This window comes from Pseudarthrobacter lactosi, from assembly GCF_055412785.1.
In genome coordinates this window covers 161,793-175,630 of the sequence record NZ_JBVAYS010000004.1, presented here as the reverse complement: position 1 = coordinate 175,630, position 13,838 = coordinate 161,793, and the positions used below count along the sequence as shown (strand labels likewise).

Annotated in this window: 13 protein-coding genes; 2 read left to right on the top strand and 11 right to left on the bottom strand. The window is 65.4% G+C overall.

Annotated elements, in window-relative coordinates:
* Positions 1 to 10: 10 nt before the first annotated feature.
* The 3 genes from ACZY0Q_RS17965 to ACZY0Q_RS17955 all read right to left on the bottom strand — a co-directional run bounded on the left by ACZY0Q_RS17965 (position 11) and on the right by ACZY0Q_RS17955 (position 2,037).
* A complete protein-coding gene (locus ACZY0Q_RS17965; RefSeq protein WP_463918835.1) occupies positions 11 to 475 on the bottom strand; it encodes a pyridoxamine 5'-phosphate oxidase family protein in 465 nt (154 codons plus the stop codon).
* Between the two features lie 84 nt (positions 476 to 559).
* Positions 560 to 1,027 (bottom strand): NUDIX hydrolase, encoded by a 468-nt coding sequence (locus ACZY0Q_RS17960; RefSeq protein WP_463918834.1) that lies wholly within the window; start codon positions 1,025 to 1,027, stop codon positions 560 to 562.
* 68 nt (positions 1,028 to 1,095) lie between these two features.
* Positions 1,096 to 2,037 carry an aminodeoxychorismate lyase gene (locus ACZY0Q_RS17955; RefSeq protein WP_463918833.1) on the bottom strand — a complete coding sequence of 314 codons (942 nt, stop codon included), beginning with the start codon at positions 2,035 to 2,037 and terminating at the stop codon, positions 1,096 to 1,098.
* 95 nt (positions 2,038 to 2,132) lie between these two features.
* On the opposite strand from ACZY0Q_RS17955, the gene cls reads away from it, so the two are divergent.
* On the top strand, positions 2,133 to 3,605 hold the full coding sequence (gene cls / locus ACZY0Q_RS17950) for a cardiolipin synthase (RefSeq protein WP_463918958.1): 1,473 nt from the start codon (positions 2,133 to 2,135) through the stop codon (positions 3,603 to 3,605).
* A 541-nt stretch (positions 3,606 to 4,146) separates the two neighbouring features.
* On the opposite strand, the gene ACZY0Q_RS17945 is transcribed toward cls, so the two are convergent.
* From ACZY0Q_RS17945 to ACZY0Q_RS17915, 7 genes are all read right to left on the bottom strand, one after another.
* Entirely contained in the window at positions 4,147 to 6,255 is a 2,109-nt protein-coding gene (locus ACZY0Q_RS17945) for a chorismate-binding protein (RefSeq protein ID WP_463918832.1), read from the bottom strand.
* 99 nt (positions 6,256 to 6,354) lie between these two features.
* Positions 6,355 to 7,365 carry a bile acid:sodium symporter family protein gene (locus ACZY0Q_RS17940; RefSeq protein WP_463918831.1) on the bottom strand — a complete coding sequence of 337 codons (1,011 nt, stop codon included), beginning with the start codon at positions 7,363 to 7,365 and terminating at the stop codon, positions 6,355 to 6,357.
* A 161-nt stretch (positions 7,366 to 7,526) separates the two neighbouring features.
* The gene (locus ACZY0Q_RS17935) at positions 7,527 to 8,150 is read right to left on the bottom strand and encodes a LysE family transporter (protein WP_463918830.1); all 624 of its coding nucleotides are present in this window, start codon (positions 8,148 to 8,150) and stop codon (positions 7,527 to 7,529) included.
* A gap of 81 nt (positions 8,151 to 8,231) precedes the next feature.
* The gene (locus ACZY0Q_RS17930; protein ID WP_463918829.1) at positions 8,232 to 8,621 is read right to left on the bottom strand and encodes a type II toxin-antitoxin system VapC family toxin; all 390 of its coding nucleotides are present in this window, start codon (positions 8,619 to 8,621) and stop codon (positions 8,232 to 8,234) included.
* A complete protein-coding gene (locus ACZY0Q_RS17925; RefSeq protein WP_463918828.1) occupies positions 8,621 to 8,929 on the bottom strand; it encodes a type II toxin-antitoxin system Phd/YefM family antitoxin in 309 nt (102 codons plus the stop codon). Before ACZY0Q_RS17925 ends, ACZY0Q_RS17930 begins: the two co-directional genes overlap by 1 nt.
* 89 nt (positions 8,930 to 9,018) lie before the next feature.
* A complete protein-coding gene (locus tag ACZY0Q_RS17920) occupies positions 9,019 to 9,837 on the bottom strand; it encodes a methyltransferase domain-containing protein (RefSeq protein WP_463918827.1) in 819 nt (272 codons plus the stop codon).
* 44 nt (positions 9,838 to 9,881) lie between these two features.
* Complete coding sequence (locus tag ACZY0Q_RS17915; RefSeq protein ID WP_463918826.1) at positions 9,882 to 10,397, bottom strand: MarR family winged helix-turn-helix transcriptional regulator; 516 nt, start codon at positions 10,395 to 10,397, stop codon at positions 9,882 to 9,884.
* Positions 10,398 to 10,610: 213 nt separating this feature from the next.
* Here ACZY0Q_RS17915 and ACZY0Q_RS17910 point away from each other — a divergent pair, with 213 nt between their 5' ends.
* On the top strand, positions 10,611 to 12,815 hold the full coding sequence (locus ACZY0Q_RS17910; protein WP_463918825.1) for an MMPL family transporter: 2,205 nt from the start codon (positions 10,611 to 10,613) through the stop codon (positions 12,813 to 12,815).
* A 6-nt stretch (positions 12,816 to 12,821) separates the two neighbouring features.
* On the opposite strand, the gene ACZY0Q_RS17905 is transcribed toward ACZY0Q_RS17910, so the two are convergent.
* Positions 12,822 to 13,751: an NAD-dependent epimerase/dehydratase family protein gene (locus ACZY0Q_RS17905; protein ID WP_463918824.1), complete on the bottom strand. Its 930-nt coding sequence runs from the start codon at positions 13,749 to 13,751 to the stop codon at positions 12,822 to 12,824.
* Between the last annotated feature and the right edge of the window lie 87 nt (positions 13,752 to 13,838).

Below are 13,838 nucleotides of genomic sequence, written 5' to 3'. Positions count from 1 at the left end.
CTCTCCCGCGCTACTCGAAGGAAGCACGACGGCGGTCCGACAACCGGGTGTTCCAGACGTCCGGTTTGGTGACCTGGAAGCGGCGGCCCGTCAGCGCGAGCGGGGTTAGCCGGATGTAGTAGTCCTTGGGTCCGGGCTGCCAGGGCTCCAGGCGCAGGGCGTCGACGGCGTCCTTGTCTGCCTGGGCCTCGATCACTTTGGTGTCTCCGCGCACCACCACACTCCAGGCCATCTCCGTGTGGGGATCGTATCCATCGATCTCCAGCGCCGCTGGACGGTCCGCCTGGGCACCCCACAGTTTGGAGCCACCTGCGCTGCGGAAGACGATGCTCCTGCGGTCCAGCACGTAGTTGACCGGAAAGATCTCCGGATGCCCGTCCACTACAAGGGCCAGGCGCCCCAGGATGTCATCGGCCAGCAACTCCCAGCATTCGTCGAAGGTCAATGTGTTGGTTGGGTCCGTGTGAGAGTTCATGCACCAAACCATACGGACCTGCGCGACGGACCGACAGGGCCGTTCCGCCCGACGGTCGCCGGCGCGGGTTTGGGAAGGTTCAATTCAGTGCAGTTCAAGACGCTCCAGCAGCGCGTCCAGGATGGGAAGCTGGCCCTTGACCAGCTTGCCGCGGGCATCGGTTTCCGTCACCCACCGGGCATCGTCCACCTCGGGAAAGTCCTGGATAATGCCGGATCCTCTGGGCCACTCCAACGGAAACGTGTTGCTCACAATCCGTTCGGGCTCGAAATCAGACTCAGCGGCGAACACCGTAATGATCTTTCCCGAAGGTTGGCGGAAAGCCCCCAGCTCAAAATAGTCAACGGCTGGCGGCGGCGTGCCGATCTCTTCGGTGAATTCCCGAAGGGCGGCCAGCAGGGGTTCCTCGTCGGGAAGGTATTGGCCCTTGGGAACGGACCAGGACTGGGTCTGTTTGCGCGCCCAGAACGGTCCGCCCATGTGGGCTATCCATACATCCAGCCCGTCTGCGCCGCGCCGGTACAGCAGGATCCCTGCGCTGCGAACCGGCATAGCGTCAGGCCTCCCTGTTGAACGTCGGAAAACTGCTGGATCCCGGAAGACTGTTGAATCCCAGCAAACTACTGAATCCCGGCAAGCAATGTGTTGAGTTCCGCGGTCAGCTGCTTCTGTACAGCCGGGGTCCCCACCTCCTTGCCGTCAATGTGGTTCACCGGGGCGAGCAGCCTGATGCTGGAAATCAGCCATACGGCGTCGGCGTCCAGCAGGTCCTGCGGTTCCAGCGGACCATACCCGAGCTCCCAACCGGCCGCTTTGGCAGCCGCGAACAGGGCCCCCTGGGAGGTCCCGGGGAGGATCCCGCTGTCCAGCTGCGGGGTGATGAGCCGGCGCACCGTGCGGGTGCCGCCGGCGCCGTCGTCGGACGTTTCCAGATGTGCCAGCAGCACAGTGGACGTGGGGCCTTCCAGGACCCGGCCGTCCGAGGACGTGAAGATGACGTCGTCGGCGCCTTGTTTGTGGGCGTACCGCAGGGCGGCCATGTTCGTGGCGTAGGACAGGGTCTTGGCGCCAAGCAGCAGCCACGGGGCGCGCTCAGCCACGTCGCTGTCGTAGCCGCGATCCAGGAGGATGACGTCGATCCCGGTTTCGCGCTGCCGGCGGCCGAGGGCGCCCACCGGGGAGACTTGAACCCAGCAGGTAGGGGACTCCGCACCTTCCGGGCCACGGGTGACCACGAGTTTCACCACCACTTCGTCCTCGGCCGGCGAGGCAGCGGGGTGCTGGTTACGGTGCTCCGCGACGCCCGTTCCGATGGCCGCCCGCCACGTATCCTGCTCAGGGATCAGCAGGTCAAGGGCCTGGGCCGACCCCCTCAGCCGGTCCAGATGCGACTGCAGCTTCCGGACTGCGCCGCCCACCGCGAGCATGGATTCGAACACGCCATCGCCGCGGGTGGCGCCCTGGTCCGTGGCCATCAGCTGGGGCTTGGAAGAGTCGGCCAGCCGGCCGTCCGGGAACGCGGGGTCAAGGAAAACGAGCACCACGGGCGCAGGAGAAGTCATGGCTCCAGCTTAGTAGGGCCCGCCGCGGCTAAGCTGTGGTCATTGCCCCGCCGGAACAGGTCCGCGGGTGCACGCAACCCGGGGGTATTCCAGTGCTGTGGCCAGTTTCGCTTGTGGATACCGCGCCGACGTGGCTGGTGGTGGTGCTCAGCATCGCAGACCTGGTGATCCGGGTTCTGGCCGTCGGCATCATCCCCGGCAACAGGCGCCCCACCACGGCCATGGCCTGGCTGCTGGGCATCTTCTTTATACCGTTCCTGGGCCTGGTCCTTTTCCTGCTGTTCGGAAACTTCAAGCTCTCCAGCCGCCGCCGCCAGCAGCAGGAGATCATCAACACACGGGTGCGGTCCGGCATCTCCGCGCTCGCCGACGTCGTCAGTGAATACACAGGGCCTGAATGGGTGAAGTCCGCTGGAGAGCTGAACAAGCGGCTCGGCTCCCTCCCCATGGTGGACGGCAATTCAGTGGACCTCATTCCCGGGTATCCGGACTCGATCCTGGCCATGACCGAGGCTGTGCGCAAAGCCAAGAAGTTTGTTAACGCCGAGTTCTACATCATGAGCACGGACCACATCACCAATGACCTGCTGACCGCCCTCGAGGAAGCGGCCGAGCGCGGAGTGGAAGTCAGGGTGCTGTTCGACCACATCGGCACACTCCGGGTCAAGGGGTACGGGAACTTGCTCAAGCGGTTGCGGGCCGGCAAGATCCAGTGGAAGCGCATGCTCCCCCTGCTGCCCACCCACGGCCAGTGGCGGCGCCCGGACCTCCGCAACCACCGCAAGATCATGGTGATCGACGGCGAACTCGCCTTCACAGGCTCGCAGAACCTGATCGAGCCCTCCTACAACAACCCGAAACACCGCAAAGCCGGCCGCGAATGGGTGGAGCTGATGGCCTGCCTCCGCGGACCGATCGTCACCACTCTCAACGTTGTGTTCGCCACGGACTGGCTGAGCGAAACCGACGAGTCCCTGGAACACCAGCTGCAACTCCCGGCCAACCCCGAACCGGGCAACGTCACGGCCCAGGTGGTGCCCAGCGGTCCCGGGTTCATCACGGAAAACAACCTGCGCCTCTTCAACACCCTGATCTACTCCGCGCAGCACCGGATCTCCATCTGCAGCCCGTATTTCGTGCCCGATGACTCCCTGCTCTACGCCATCACCACCGCCGCCCAGCGGGGCGTGGACGTGGAGCTGTTCGTCTCCGAAAAGGGTGACCAGTTCCTGGTCCACCACGCCCAGCGCTCCTATTACGAGGCACTGCTGGAGGCCGGCGTCCGGATCTACCTCTACAAGGCACCCTTTGTACTCCATGCCAAGCACTTCACCATCGATGACGAAGTGGCCGTGCTGGGCTCCAGCAACATGGACATGCGATCCTTCTCGCTGAACATGGAGGTCTCGGTGATGCTGCTCGGCGCGGAAATCGTCAACAACATGCGCGCGGTGGAAGACACATACCGCGACATTTCGAAGGAGCTCAAGCTCGAGGACTGGGTCCAGCGACCCCTCGCGGCCCGGTACATCGACAACGTGGCCCGGCTGACGGCTACCGTCCAGTAAGCCTGCAAATCGCGGCGCGTTCAGCTGATTGCGCACATGGCTCCGACCAGCGCCAACCGATCTTGACCAAAGATTGAGCCGTTCCGGGCTGGAGTGCCGCAGGAAGGGCGACTAGTCTGGGAATACTGGTTCATGAATCTGGCCCAGACCATCAGCGAACGTATCCTGCCTGTCTGTCGACAGCGCCGCGGGGAGCTGACAGATATGCCACAGACCAAAACAGCGCGGTTCTGGTTTCGGATGACCATAATGTCCTTCGTCCTGCTTGCCGCCGTCACCCTCGTCCAGGTTTCCGCTTTTGCTGTGGACCTCGATAGAACATGTGAGGCCGCTGGCCAGCCGCTGGACTTCAACTACCGCCTTCGACATGCGACCGACGGGACCCTGGCCTTTCCGCTGCACAACAGATGTAACCACCTGTATGACACGGTTCCGGAATGGGTCAATCCTGTCCTGACCATCCTCGCAGCAGCGCTGGCCATCGCCCTGACCGGGGCGCTGGTCACCTACGGAGCCAAGCCGGTGCCGTCATCGGGCCTGCCTAGCCGCCAGGAAAGTCCGCACCCAGCGCGGAAAGCACACCGTGCGCCTTCACGCGGATTTCGTCGTACTCCTCGTCAGGTACCGAGTCGGCAGTGATGGCGCCGCCGATGCCGAGGGTGAGAGCCGCCGTCGCCCCTTGGCCGCCGCTGCCACCGGCCTCCGCGGTGGTGACCAAAGTACGGATCGCCACCGCCAGGTCCGTGGCCCCGTTGAGCGAAAAATAGCCGATCGCGCCGGAATACAGGCCCCGCGGGCCTTCCTCCAGCCGGTCCAGGATCGCCATGGTGCTGATCTTCGGGGCGCCGGTCATGGAGCCGGCAGGGAAACATGCGGCCACCGCCTCGGCCCGCGGCGAGCCGGGCAGGAGCCGCGCGTCGATGGTGCTGACCATCTGGTGCACGGTGGCGTAGCTTTCGATCTCGCACAGCCTGCTGACTGTCACCGATCCGGGCTCAGCGAAATGGCTGAGGTCGTTCCTCAGCAGGTCCACAATCATGATGTTTTCCGCGCGGTCCTTCAGCGAGGCCGCCAGGTCCTCCCGCAACTGCCTGTCTCGCTCCGGATCAGCACCCCGGCGGCGGGTGCCCTTTATCGGTTCGGCCCGCATGCCGCCGTCGGACGTTATCCTCAGGAACCGCTCCGGCGACGTACTGGCCACCGTCAGCCCGCCGAACCGAAGGTAGCTGGCGAACGGCGCGGGGTTCTTCCGCCGCAGCGCGAGGTACGTTGGCCAAGGGGCCGCCGCGGCGGCGGGCAGCCGGGCCGTCAGCGTGGTGGTCAGGCACACCTCGTACGAGTTACCCTCATGGATTTCGTGCTGGGCGGCCGCGATTTTAGCCAGGTAGGAGGGCTCCGTGTCGCGGCTGCTGAACGCGGGCACAATGGGATGTACGACGCCGTTGCTGCCGCCGGCGTGCGTAGTTCGGGCACCTGATTCCGGCGTACTCCCGGCGACGGCGATGGCGACGGCAGCGCGGGCGTCGGCCACCCAGCTGTCGGCGTCGGGCGCTTCCAGGGCCAGGAGCCAGGCCGTTCCTTCAGCGTGGTCCAGAACGACGGCGCGGCCCGCGAAGATCAGGGCCGCATCCGGAGTCGGCGCCGCTACGTCCGTCCCGCCGGTTTCGCGCTTGAGCTCATAGCCCAGGCAGCCCAGCCAGCCCAGGGTGAAGTCGCCCGGGTAGCCGTCCGGTGTGCGGACTGCACGGCGTCCCCACACGGTGTCCAGCCAGCGGAAGAACGGTCCCGGGACACGTACCGTGGCGGAGCCTGCCGTGATGACGCTTTCGCCGGACCGGTGCGTGACCGCCTGGCCGAAGGTCCCGCCGTCGTCCGCAAGGATGCTGAAGCGGCTGCGCTCGGTGTTGGCGATGCCCGTGTTTGCGATGTCTGAGTTGGCGATGCCTGCATTGGAGGAGTCCAGCCAGACGGCGTTCGCTGAGCCGCCGTAGAGGTTCTCGAAGAGGGCGGCGGCGTCAGGCCTGGCGTCCAGCCGTTCTGCACGCAGCCTGAGGCCGCGGCGGGCGGCAAGCTCGGGAACTAGCGCCGGTCCGAGGGCGGGCAGGTACGCGAGGGCCTGCATGACGTCGGTGGTGGCGGAACCATCGGCATTGTTGAGTACGCGGATATCGGCTTGCTGGGGGACGTCGTCGGCGGCGAGCCACGCGTCTTCCTGCTCAGCCCATTGGTCCCAAAACGGCTCATATGTCCCGCCGTCGCGCTCCAAGGCCCGCTTCCGGCGGATGTCGTCCGGCGAGTCGGCCCAGATGACAGCGCTTAGCAGAGGCCGGGCGTTGGCGGCGGCCGCCCCCACTCCCTCAATGATCACGATCTCGGCGGGCAGCGTGACCCGGGTGTCGCCGTCGTAATGCGTGTCCCAGTCCCAGCTGGTCCAGCTGGCGGGCTCGGCGCGGCTCAAGGGCGTGAGTACGGTGGAAACGTAGCGCTCGATGCCCGCAGTGAGGCCGTTCCAGCCCGGGTAGATGTCCTCCAGGTGGAACAGCGAGACTTTGTGATGGTTCCGCAGCTGGGCGGCGAGCTCGATGGCCAGCGTGGTTTTCCCTGCGCCGGATCGCCCGTCAATGGCGATGATCACAGGTGCGGGGGTCATGAAATAGAGCGTACCTGCTGCTGCATCAGTTGCTGACGTGGCGCCGCCTTGCCGAGGACCGTGCGGACATACGGCCGCACTGCCGCAAGGCAGCCCTCGCTAGTCGTCCCGCAGCGGGCGTCGGGCCAGCCAGGCTGCCACGATCGCACCGGAGATGTTGTGCCAGAGCGAGAATACGGCGGACGGCAATGCGGCCAGCGGGGTGAAATGCGCGGTGGCCAGCGTGGCGGCCAGGCCCGAGTTCTGCATGCCGACTTCGAAGGCGAGCGCCCTGCGTGCCTTATCGTCCAGCCGGCCCAGTTTGCCGGCCAGGTAGCCCAACCCCAGGCCAAAGCCGTTGTGGAGGACCACTGCGAGGAAGACAATGCCGCCCGCGGCCACGATTTTGGAGGCGCTGCCAGCCACAACAATCGCAACAATGAAGGAGATGACGACGGCGGATGCCCAGGGCAGCGCCGGCAGCAGCTTGGCGATGAGGTTCTTGAAGAACAGCCGCGCCAGCAACCCGGCGATGACGGGCAGGAGCACTGTCTTGAGGATGTCCAGAACCATGCTCCCGGCGTCGATTTCCAGGAAGGAACCGGCCAGGAACAGGACCAGCAGCGGCGTAACCACCGGGGCGATCAGGGTGGATACCGAGGCCACGGCTACGGACAGGGCCACGTCCCCCTTGGCCAGGAAGGCCATCACGTTGGAGGCTGTGCCGGACGGGGCGCAGCCCACCAGGATCAGGCCTACGGCAAGCTCGGGCGAAAGGTGGAGCGCCACGGCTATCAGCCAGCCCGCGCCCGGCATGATCACGTAGTGCGCCACAATCCCCAGAACCACTGCCCAGGGGCGCTTGACCACCGAGGCGAAGTCCGGCGGGGTCAGGGTCAGGCCCATGCAGAACATGATGATGCCCAGCAGGTACGGGACGCTGGGCCCCAGCGGCTGGAACGCGGCCGGCGCAAGGAAGCCGGCGACGCCCGCCACGATCACGAGTACCGGGAAGATCGTGACGGCAAGCCGCGCGATTTTCGCTTCGGCGGCCAGCGCCGGGTTTGCGGGTACTGGGGCGTGATCAGTGCCGGGTTCTGTCGATTTGGGGGATTTGGTTGCCTCAAGCATTCATCGATCGTGACATTGATGTCCGGCAGGTGGCCACTTCATGACCATGGGCCGGGCAAAAATGTCAGACATGTGTGGCCGGTATGGCGTGCTGCGTGATCCGGCCTGGGTGGTCGGGCCTGCTTGGTCAGGCCTGCTTGGTCAGGCCCCAGTGATCAGCGCTAGTGGATCAGCGCGAGGAGAATGCCCACCGCCACAAAGAGCACCCCGAAAATGCGGCTAAGGATCTTCTGACCGCGGGCGTTGTGCGTGAAGCGCTGGAAGGATTTGGCGGCAAAGGCGAAGAAGAACCACATGACCAGGATGTCGATCACCACCACGGTGGCCGTGAGCACAAGGTACTGCGGCAGGAGCGGCTGTTCCGGGCGGATGAACTGTGGCATAAACGCGAGGAAGAAAACGATGGCCTTCGGGTTGAGCAGGTTGACCCAGAGCCCGCGCCGGAACATTGACCAGGCGGGCTCGTTCCCGAGGGCGGCGGCCTGTTCCTGGTCCAGTTCCGGTTTGCTCAAGAACTGCCGGATGCCCAGGTACACCAGGTAGGCGGCCCCGGCGTAACGGATCACGTTAAAGGCCACCGGCGAGCTTGCCACCAGCACGCCGACGCCCAACGCCACGATCACCACGTGGACAACCAAGGCTGCCTGCTGGCCAAGGATGCCCCAGATGGAGCGACGGAACCCTGACGTCAGTGAGTTGCTCATGGTGTTGATGGCACCGGCGCCCGGCGTGAAGCTGATCAGGGCACCGGCGCCCGCAAGGGCGAGCCAAAGGGAGAATTGCACCTGCCAAGTTTAGTGCCATCAGCACCACAAGAGTGCCGCTCCTACTGCAGGGCTGCAGCCCTCACTACAGGAATGCAGCCGTCACCACAGGGTGGTCACCGGCTCGAAAGCGTGAAGGTCCTGATCTGCCGTCACCAGCGTCAGCCCTTCCACCATGGCCTGCGCGGCCAGGATCCGGTCAAAGGGGTCCTTGTGTTCCCAGTCCAGCTGGCCGGCGGCCAACGCATGCGGTGCTGAGATGGCCAGCTCAGAGGCATAGAGGTGGGCCACCTGCCGTCCGAAGCTTGCCACTATCGCTGCCCCCGCCGGCAGCTTGCCTTGATGGTGTTTGTAGGACAGCTCGAATGCGGTCATGGGCGACACGTAGACCGAGTTCTCGAGCTTGGTGATGGCGTTCCTGGCCTTGGCGGACAGCTTCTTGGGTTCGGCGATGGCCCACAGGAAAACATGGGTGTCCAGGAGCAGGCGCATCAATGGTCGCCGCTCACTTCACCCATTTCCTCGTCGGTCCACGGTTCGTAGAACCCGTCAGGGATCTGGAGGGGCGCCAGGAAGCCCAGTTCGCGTTTGTGGGGGCGCTCAATTTTCACCAACCGGGCCACCGGGCGGCCTGCCTTGGCAATGACCACATCCTCGCCGTTTTCCACCAGGTTCAACAGCTCTGACAGGCGGGTCTTTGCCTCTTGGACGTTGTATTGCCCCATGTTGACCAAGTCTAGTTGGTCAACCTCAGCCGTGTAAGGCTCAGCCCAGTATTCGTTCTCTCCGTAATGGCTCATATTCCGACGCTATGGCCGCCAGGGCGGATCGGATAGGCGCTGTTGTGGCTATGTGGAAATCAAGCCTGTGGAAATTGCGCCTATGGAAATCATGCCCGGGCGATGACCTCACCGTTCGGGATCAGGAACCAGCCGTCGTCGGTGGATCCCCAGCGGTGCCAGCCCGCCGAAATCCGGGCCAGGTCCGCTGGATTTGCGAAGCCGTACTCCAACGCCTGCTCCGCGAAGGCCGAGTGCAGCACCCGTTCGCCCCAGACTCGGGCCTGCCATCTCCGCTGTTGCCCGGTGGCATACAGCCAGTTGCTGCTGGTGGGCGCCACGTCGCCGAAGCCTGCGGACTGGACCCAGGACACGAGCCTGCGGCCCGCGTCGGGCTCGGCCCCGTTGCGGCGGGCGATCCGCTGGTACAGGTCCATCCATTCGTCCAGCTCAGGGATGGCGGGGTACCAGCTCATGCCGTGGAAATCGGCGTCGCGCACTGCCACAATGCCGCCCGGCTTCGCTACCCGGCGCATCTCGCGCAACGCCTCCACCGGGTCTGTCAGGTGCTGGAGCACCTGGTGGGCATGGACGACGTCGAACGTTTCGTCCTCGAAGTCGAGGTCGTAGATGTTGCCGGCCAGGAACTCCGCATTGGCCGCGCCGCGCTCGGCGGCCAGTGCCGTGGCCTGGGCGATGATGTCCGGCGACCGGTCCAGGCCGGTGACCTTTCCGGGCGAGACCAGCCCCGCGAAGTCGCAGGTGATGCTCCCCGGGCCGCAGCCGACGTCGAGCACTGAAACCCCGGGCGTGAGGTGGGGTATAACAAAGGCGGCGGAGTTCTCCGCGGTCCTGGAGGCGTGGGCGCGGACCACCGACTCGTGGTGGCCGTGCGTGTACACGTCGTCGTCAGGCTGCTGCGTACTCATAATGAAACGCTACCCCTCCGCAGTGGAAAACGGACGGAACCTTCCTACTTGGACGGGGCGGGCGCGGCCGGGCCGCCGTCGGATGCTTCCGCGCGGGCCGCGACCGTGGCGTCCACCATGGCTGTCATGAACCGGGTGACGAGCTCCAGTTCGGTGGGGGAGAAGTCCGCCATGGCGGTACCCATGTGGCGTGAAAGCGGCAGGAACATGGCGCTGCCGTCCTGGAACGCCTTGGGTGTCATGCGGAGCTGGACCTGCCGTCGGTCCGGGCCCAGGCGTTCCCTGACCACATGCCCTGAATTATCCAGCCGGTCGATGAGGGCGGTGGTGGCGGGCGAGCTGAGGTTGAGTTCCTTGCGCAGGATGCCCGGCGTGACCACCTGGCCCTTAGCGGTGTGCCGCATGATCACGGCGAGCGCGTTGAGGTCCGTGCGGTGCATATCGTTGCGGCCGCCGGCGGTGTCCACGTAGCGGTTGGCCTCCAGCGTGAAGTCCTGCAGCAGGCGGACCAGGGCAAAGGGTGCGGAGTCCGGTGGGCGCTGAAATGCTTCGTCCGTCATGTCGGTCCCGCCTCCGCTCGCTTGCCTGGTGCTCGGGCTAGCTGGTGCCCGTGATCGTGTCTGGTGCCCTGAGGGATATTACTGCAGCGACGCCAGATGCCTGGTTTCAGCAGGAAATCCATAGTATTTATCTCCGAAGTATTTATCTCCATAGTGGAGATACTCTAGGATGGAGTAAAGTCTACCGCGTCCATCCCAAGCGAAGCAGGAATCATGAAATCCAGTCCCCAACACAGCGCGAGGGTTCCGTTTTGGCTTCGCTGGCTCCTTCCCGTTTCGTTGGTGCTCACGTGGCTGGCCATCGCCGGGGTGGGAGGACCCACATTCGGCCGGCTCGACGAGGTCTCCTCGAATGACCAGGCTTCCTTCCTGCCGGCCAGTGCCGAAGCCACCGAGGCGCAGGACTGGCAGGCGAAGTTCCGGGATTCAGACGAAGTCCCGGCCGTCATCGTTATCGAAAACGACGCCGACATCAGCCCCGCCGAGCTTGGCGACCTGGCAGCCCTGAAGGCCGGGCTGGAGGGCCTGGAACTGGGCAGTGCCGTGATCGGACCCATCCCGTCCGAGGACGGCAAAGCGGTCCAGTTCATCGCCCCGATCGGGTCCGCCGGCGAGCTGAAGGAATCCGTCCAGGAATTGCGGAACTTCCTGGCGGAGTCCGCGCCTGAAGGCATGCAGACCTTCGTCACCGGCCCTGCCGGACTGACGGCAGACCTGGTCAGCGCCTTCGCCGGCATCGACGGCATCCTGCTCCTGGTGGCACTCGGTGCGGTCTTCCTGATCCTGCTGACCGTCTACCGTTCACTCCTCCTGCCCATCGCGGTGCTGCTCACCTCCGTCTTTGCGTTGTGCGCCGCCATCCTGCTGGTGTTCGGCATGGCCAAGCTCGGCTGGATCCAGCTGAGCGGCCAGAGCCAGGGCATCCTGTCCATCCTGGTGATCGGCGCGGCCACGGACTATGCCCTGCTGTACGTGGCGCGGTTCCGTGAAGCCCTAACCCACACGCGCAACCGGACCGCAGCCGTGCTGACCGCGTGGAAGGTTTCGTTCGAACCGATCCTGGCCTCCGGCGCCACTGTCATCATCGCCTTGCTCTGCCTGCTGTTCTCCGACCTGAACTCCAATAAGGCCTTGGGCCCCGTTGCTGCGGCGGGCATTCTTTGCTCGCTGTTCGCCGCGCTGACCCTCCTGCCCGCACTGATGGCGCTTCTCGGCCGGGCCGCGTTCTGGCCGTTCCGTCCCAAGCTGGTTCCGGCGGGCGAGCGTGAACCCGAGCTGGTCACGGGTCTGGAAGGGCAGAAGGGCATCTGGCGGGCCACCGGTTCGCTGGTTTCCCGCCGTCCGCGCACGGTCTGGGTGGCCTCGGTCCTCCTCCTGCTGGTGGCTTCGGCCGGCGTTTTGCAGCTGAAGGCCAACGGAGTGCCGCAGACCGACGTCATCCTCACCGCGTCCAATGCGGTGGACGGCCAGGACGCGCTGGCGCGGCATTTCGACGCCGGCAGCGGCAGCCCCGCCGTCGTCATTGCGGATGAAAGCAAAGCCGAACAAGTGCTGGCAAAGGTCAAAGCGGCCGACGGCGTGGGGGACGCGTACCTCCTGGCTGAAGGCAGTGTGCCGATCACCGGCGCCCCCGGCGCTCCCAGCGCGCCGGACGTCCACGACGGCAAGGTTTTGATCAACGCCACGCTCAACTACGCCGCGGATTCCACTGAGGCGGAAGGTGTGGTCAAGGCGCTGCGCGAGGAAATAAAAACGGTCGATGCCGGGGCCTTGGTAGGCGGCGTGACCGCCACTGCCCTGGACACCAACACCACTGCCCAGCGCGACCTGGTGATCATCATCCCCATCGTGCTGGCGGTCATCCTGCTCATCCTGATGCTGCTGCTTCGCTCCGTGGTGGCGCCGGTCCTGCTGGTGCTTTCGGTGGTGCTGTCATATGGGGCGGCGATGGGCGTCTCGGCCCTGGTCTTCAACCACCTGCTGGGCTTCCCCGGCGCTGACGCCACTGTGCCGCTGTTCGGGTTTGTTTTCCTGGTTGCCCTGGGCGTGGACTACAACATCTTCCTGATGAGCCGGGTGCGGGAGGAGTCGCTGAAGCACGGGACCCGGCCGGGCATCTTGCGCGGACTCGGCGTGACCGGCGGCGTGATCACGTCTGCCGGTGTGGTGCTCGCCGCCACGTTCGCCGCGCTGGGCGTCATTCCCATCATGTTCCTGGTGCAGCTCGCCTTCATTGTGGCGTTCGGCGTACTGCTGGACACCGTGCTGGTGCGCTCGCTGCTGGTCCCCGCGCTGGCGTACGACATCGGCCCGCGCATCTGGTGGCCCGGAAAGCTGGGGCGGCCGGAGCTGGATGCCTCCGCGCTGCGGGACGACGAAGCCCGTCAACCCGAGTCAGAGAGTGCCGGCCGCCGCTAGGGCGGCCTAGGATTGCGCGCGCCACCAGGCCACTGTGGCCGCGGCCGCCTCGGGCAGGGGCGTCGGCCGCAGGCCAAGCGCGGCCTCGCTGGCGGCGGAGTCCATCACAAACGGCTGCTCAAACTGGTAGAGCATTTCCGCCAGTTCCCGCATGTCCTTCGAGAACACACCCATGGCCCGGAGCGCCCAGCCGGGTATGGCCCCCATTTTCGGCGCCTGTACTTCGCCGGCCTCGGTGAACGCTGTGGCCAGCTGCCGCTGTGTGACTGCCGGACCCGTGGGCGAGTGCCACACCTTGTTCCACAGCGACGGCGTTTCCGCCGCATGGATCATCGCCGCGGCCAGGTCCGGGACGTACGTGAACGAATGGGGCTGGTCGGTGCTGCCGATGACCCACAATTTTTTACCGGCCAACACTGTGGGGACCACACGCTCGCCGCCATGTGAGGTCCGCACCCGTGGGCCAAAGAAATCGCCGGCAACTACGCTGACGGTGTTGGCAGGGGAGGCGTCCCGTGCCGCCAGGAGCTTGGTCCGAACACCCCGTTTGCCGCCCTCGGCAGTCCGCGGACCCGCCTCTTTCATCGGTCGCTGCGGCTCGCTGTACGAGTAGAGGCTTTCGGGGAAGACCACGACGGCGTCCGCCCCGGCTGCCGCAGTCAGCACCGTTTGCTCGGCCGCCGGCAGTTCGTCTTGCCAGGCATCCACGCTGTAGGAGGAGCCGTGGATGCAGTGGAAGACGGCCGTTGCGCCCGCGAAGGCGTCCCGCAGTTGGGCGGCATCCTGGACGTCCGCTTTCACGCGCTCCACCAGCGGATGCTCCGGGCCGCTGCCGGAACGGGTGAGGATTCTGACCGTTTTCCCCTGCTCCGCGAGATGCTCTGTGACCGTCCAACCTACGGGGCCGGCTCCGGTAACAACATAGACGTCGTTCATGACTTCTCCTCAAGGATTCTCTTATTAGAGAGCACTGCTCTCCAATAAGAGTGCGCCGGCCAGGGGGAACTGTCAAGAGCACTGCTC

Bases quoted from the DNA above. Each gene is read 5' to 3' on its own strand.
- ACZY0Q_RS17965 (WP_463918835.1), bottom strand. From the start codon at position 475: ATGAACTCTCACACGGACCCAACCAACACATTGACCTTCGACGAATGC.
- ACZY0Q_RS17920 (WP_463918827.1), bottom strand. From the start codon at position 9,837: ATGAGTACGCAGCAGCCTGACGACGACGTGTACACGCACGGCCACCAC.
- ACZY0Q_RS17905 (WP_463918824.1), bottom strand. From the start codon at position 13,751: ATGAACGACGTCTATGTTGTTACCGGAGCCGGCCCCGTAGGTTGGACG.
- ACZY0Q_RS17910 (WP_463918825.1), top strand. From the start codon at position 10,611: ATGAAATCCAGTCCCCAACACAGCGCGAGGGTTCCGTTTTGGCTTCGC.
- ACZY0Q_RS17960 (WP_463918834.1), bottom strand. From the start codon at position 1,027: ATGCCGGTTCGCAGCGCAGGGATCCTGCTGTACCGGCGCGGCGCAGAC.
- ACZY0Q_RS17945 (WP_463918832.1), bottom strand. From the start codon at position 6,255: ATGACCCCCGCACCTGTGATCATCGCCATTGACGGGCGATCCGGCGCA.
- ACZY0Q_RS17925 (WP_463918828.1), bottom strand. From the start codon at position 8,929: ATGAGCCATTACGGAGAGAACGAATACTGGGCTGAGCCTTACACGGCT.
- ACZY0Q_RS17915 (WP_463918826.1), bottom strand. From the start codon at position 10,397: ATGACGGACGAAGCATTTCAGCGCCCACCGGACTCCGCACCCTTTGCC.
- ACZY0Q_RS17940 (WP_463918831.1), bottom strand. From the start codon at position 7,365: ATGCTTGAGGCAACCAAATCCCCCAAATCGACAGAACCCGGCACTGAT.
- ACZY0Q_RS17930 (WP_463918829.1), bottom strand. From the start codon at position 8,621: ATGCGCCTGCTCCTGGACACCCATGTTTTCCTGTGGGCCATCGCCGAA.
- ACZY0Q_RS17955 (WP_463918833.1), bottom strand. From the start codon at position 2,037: ATGACTTCTCCTGCGCCCGTGGTGCTCGTTTTCCTTGACCCCGCGTTC.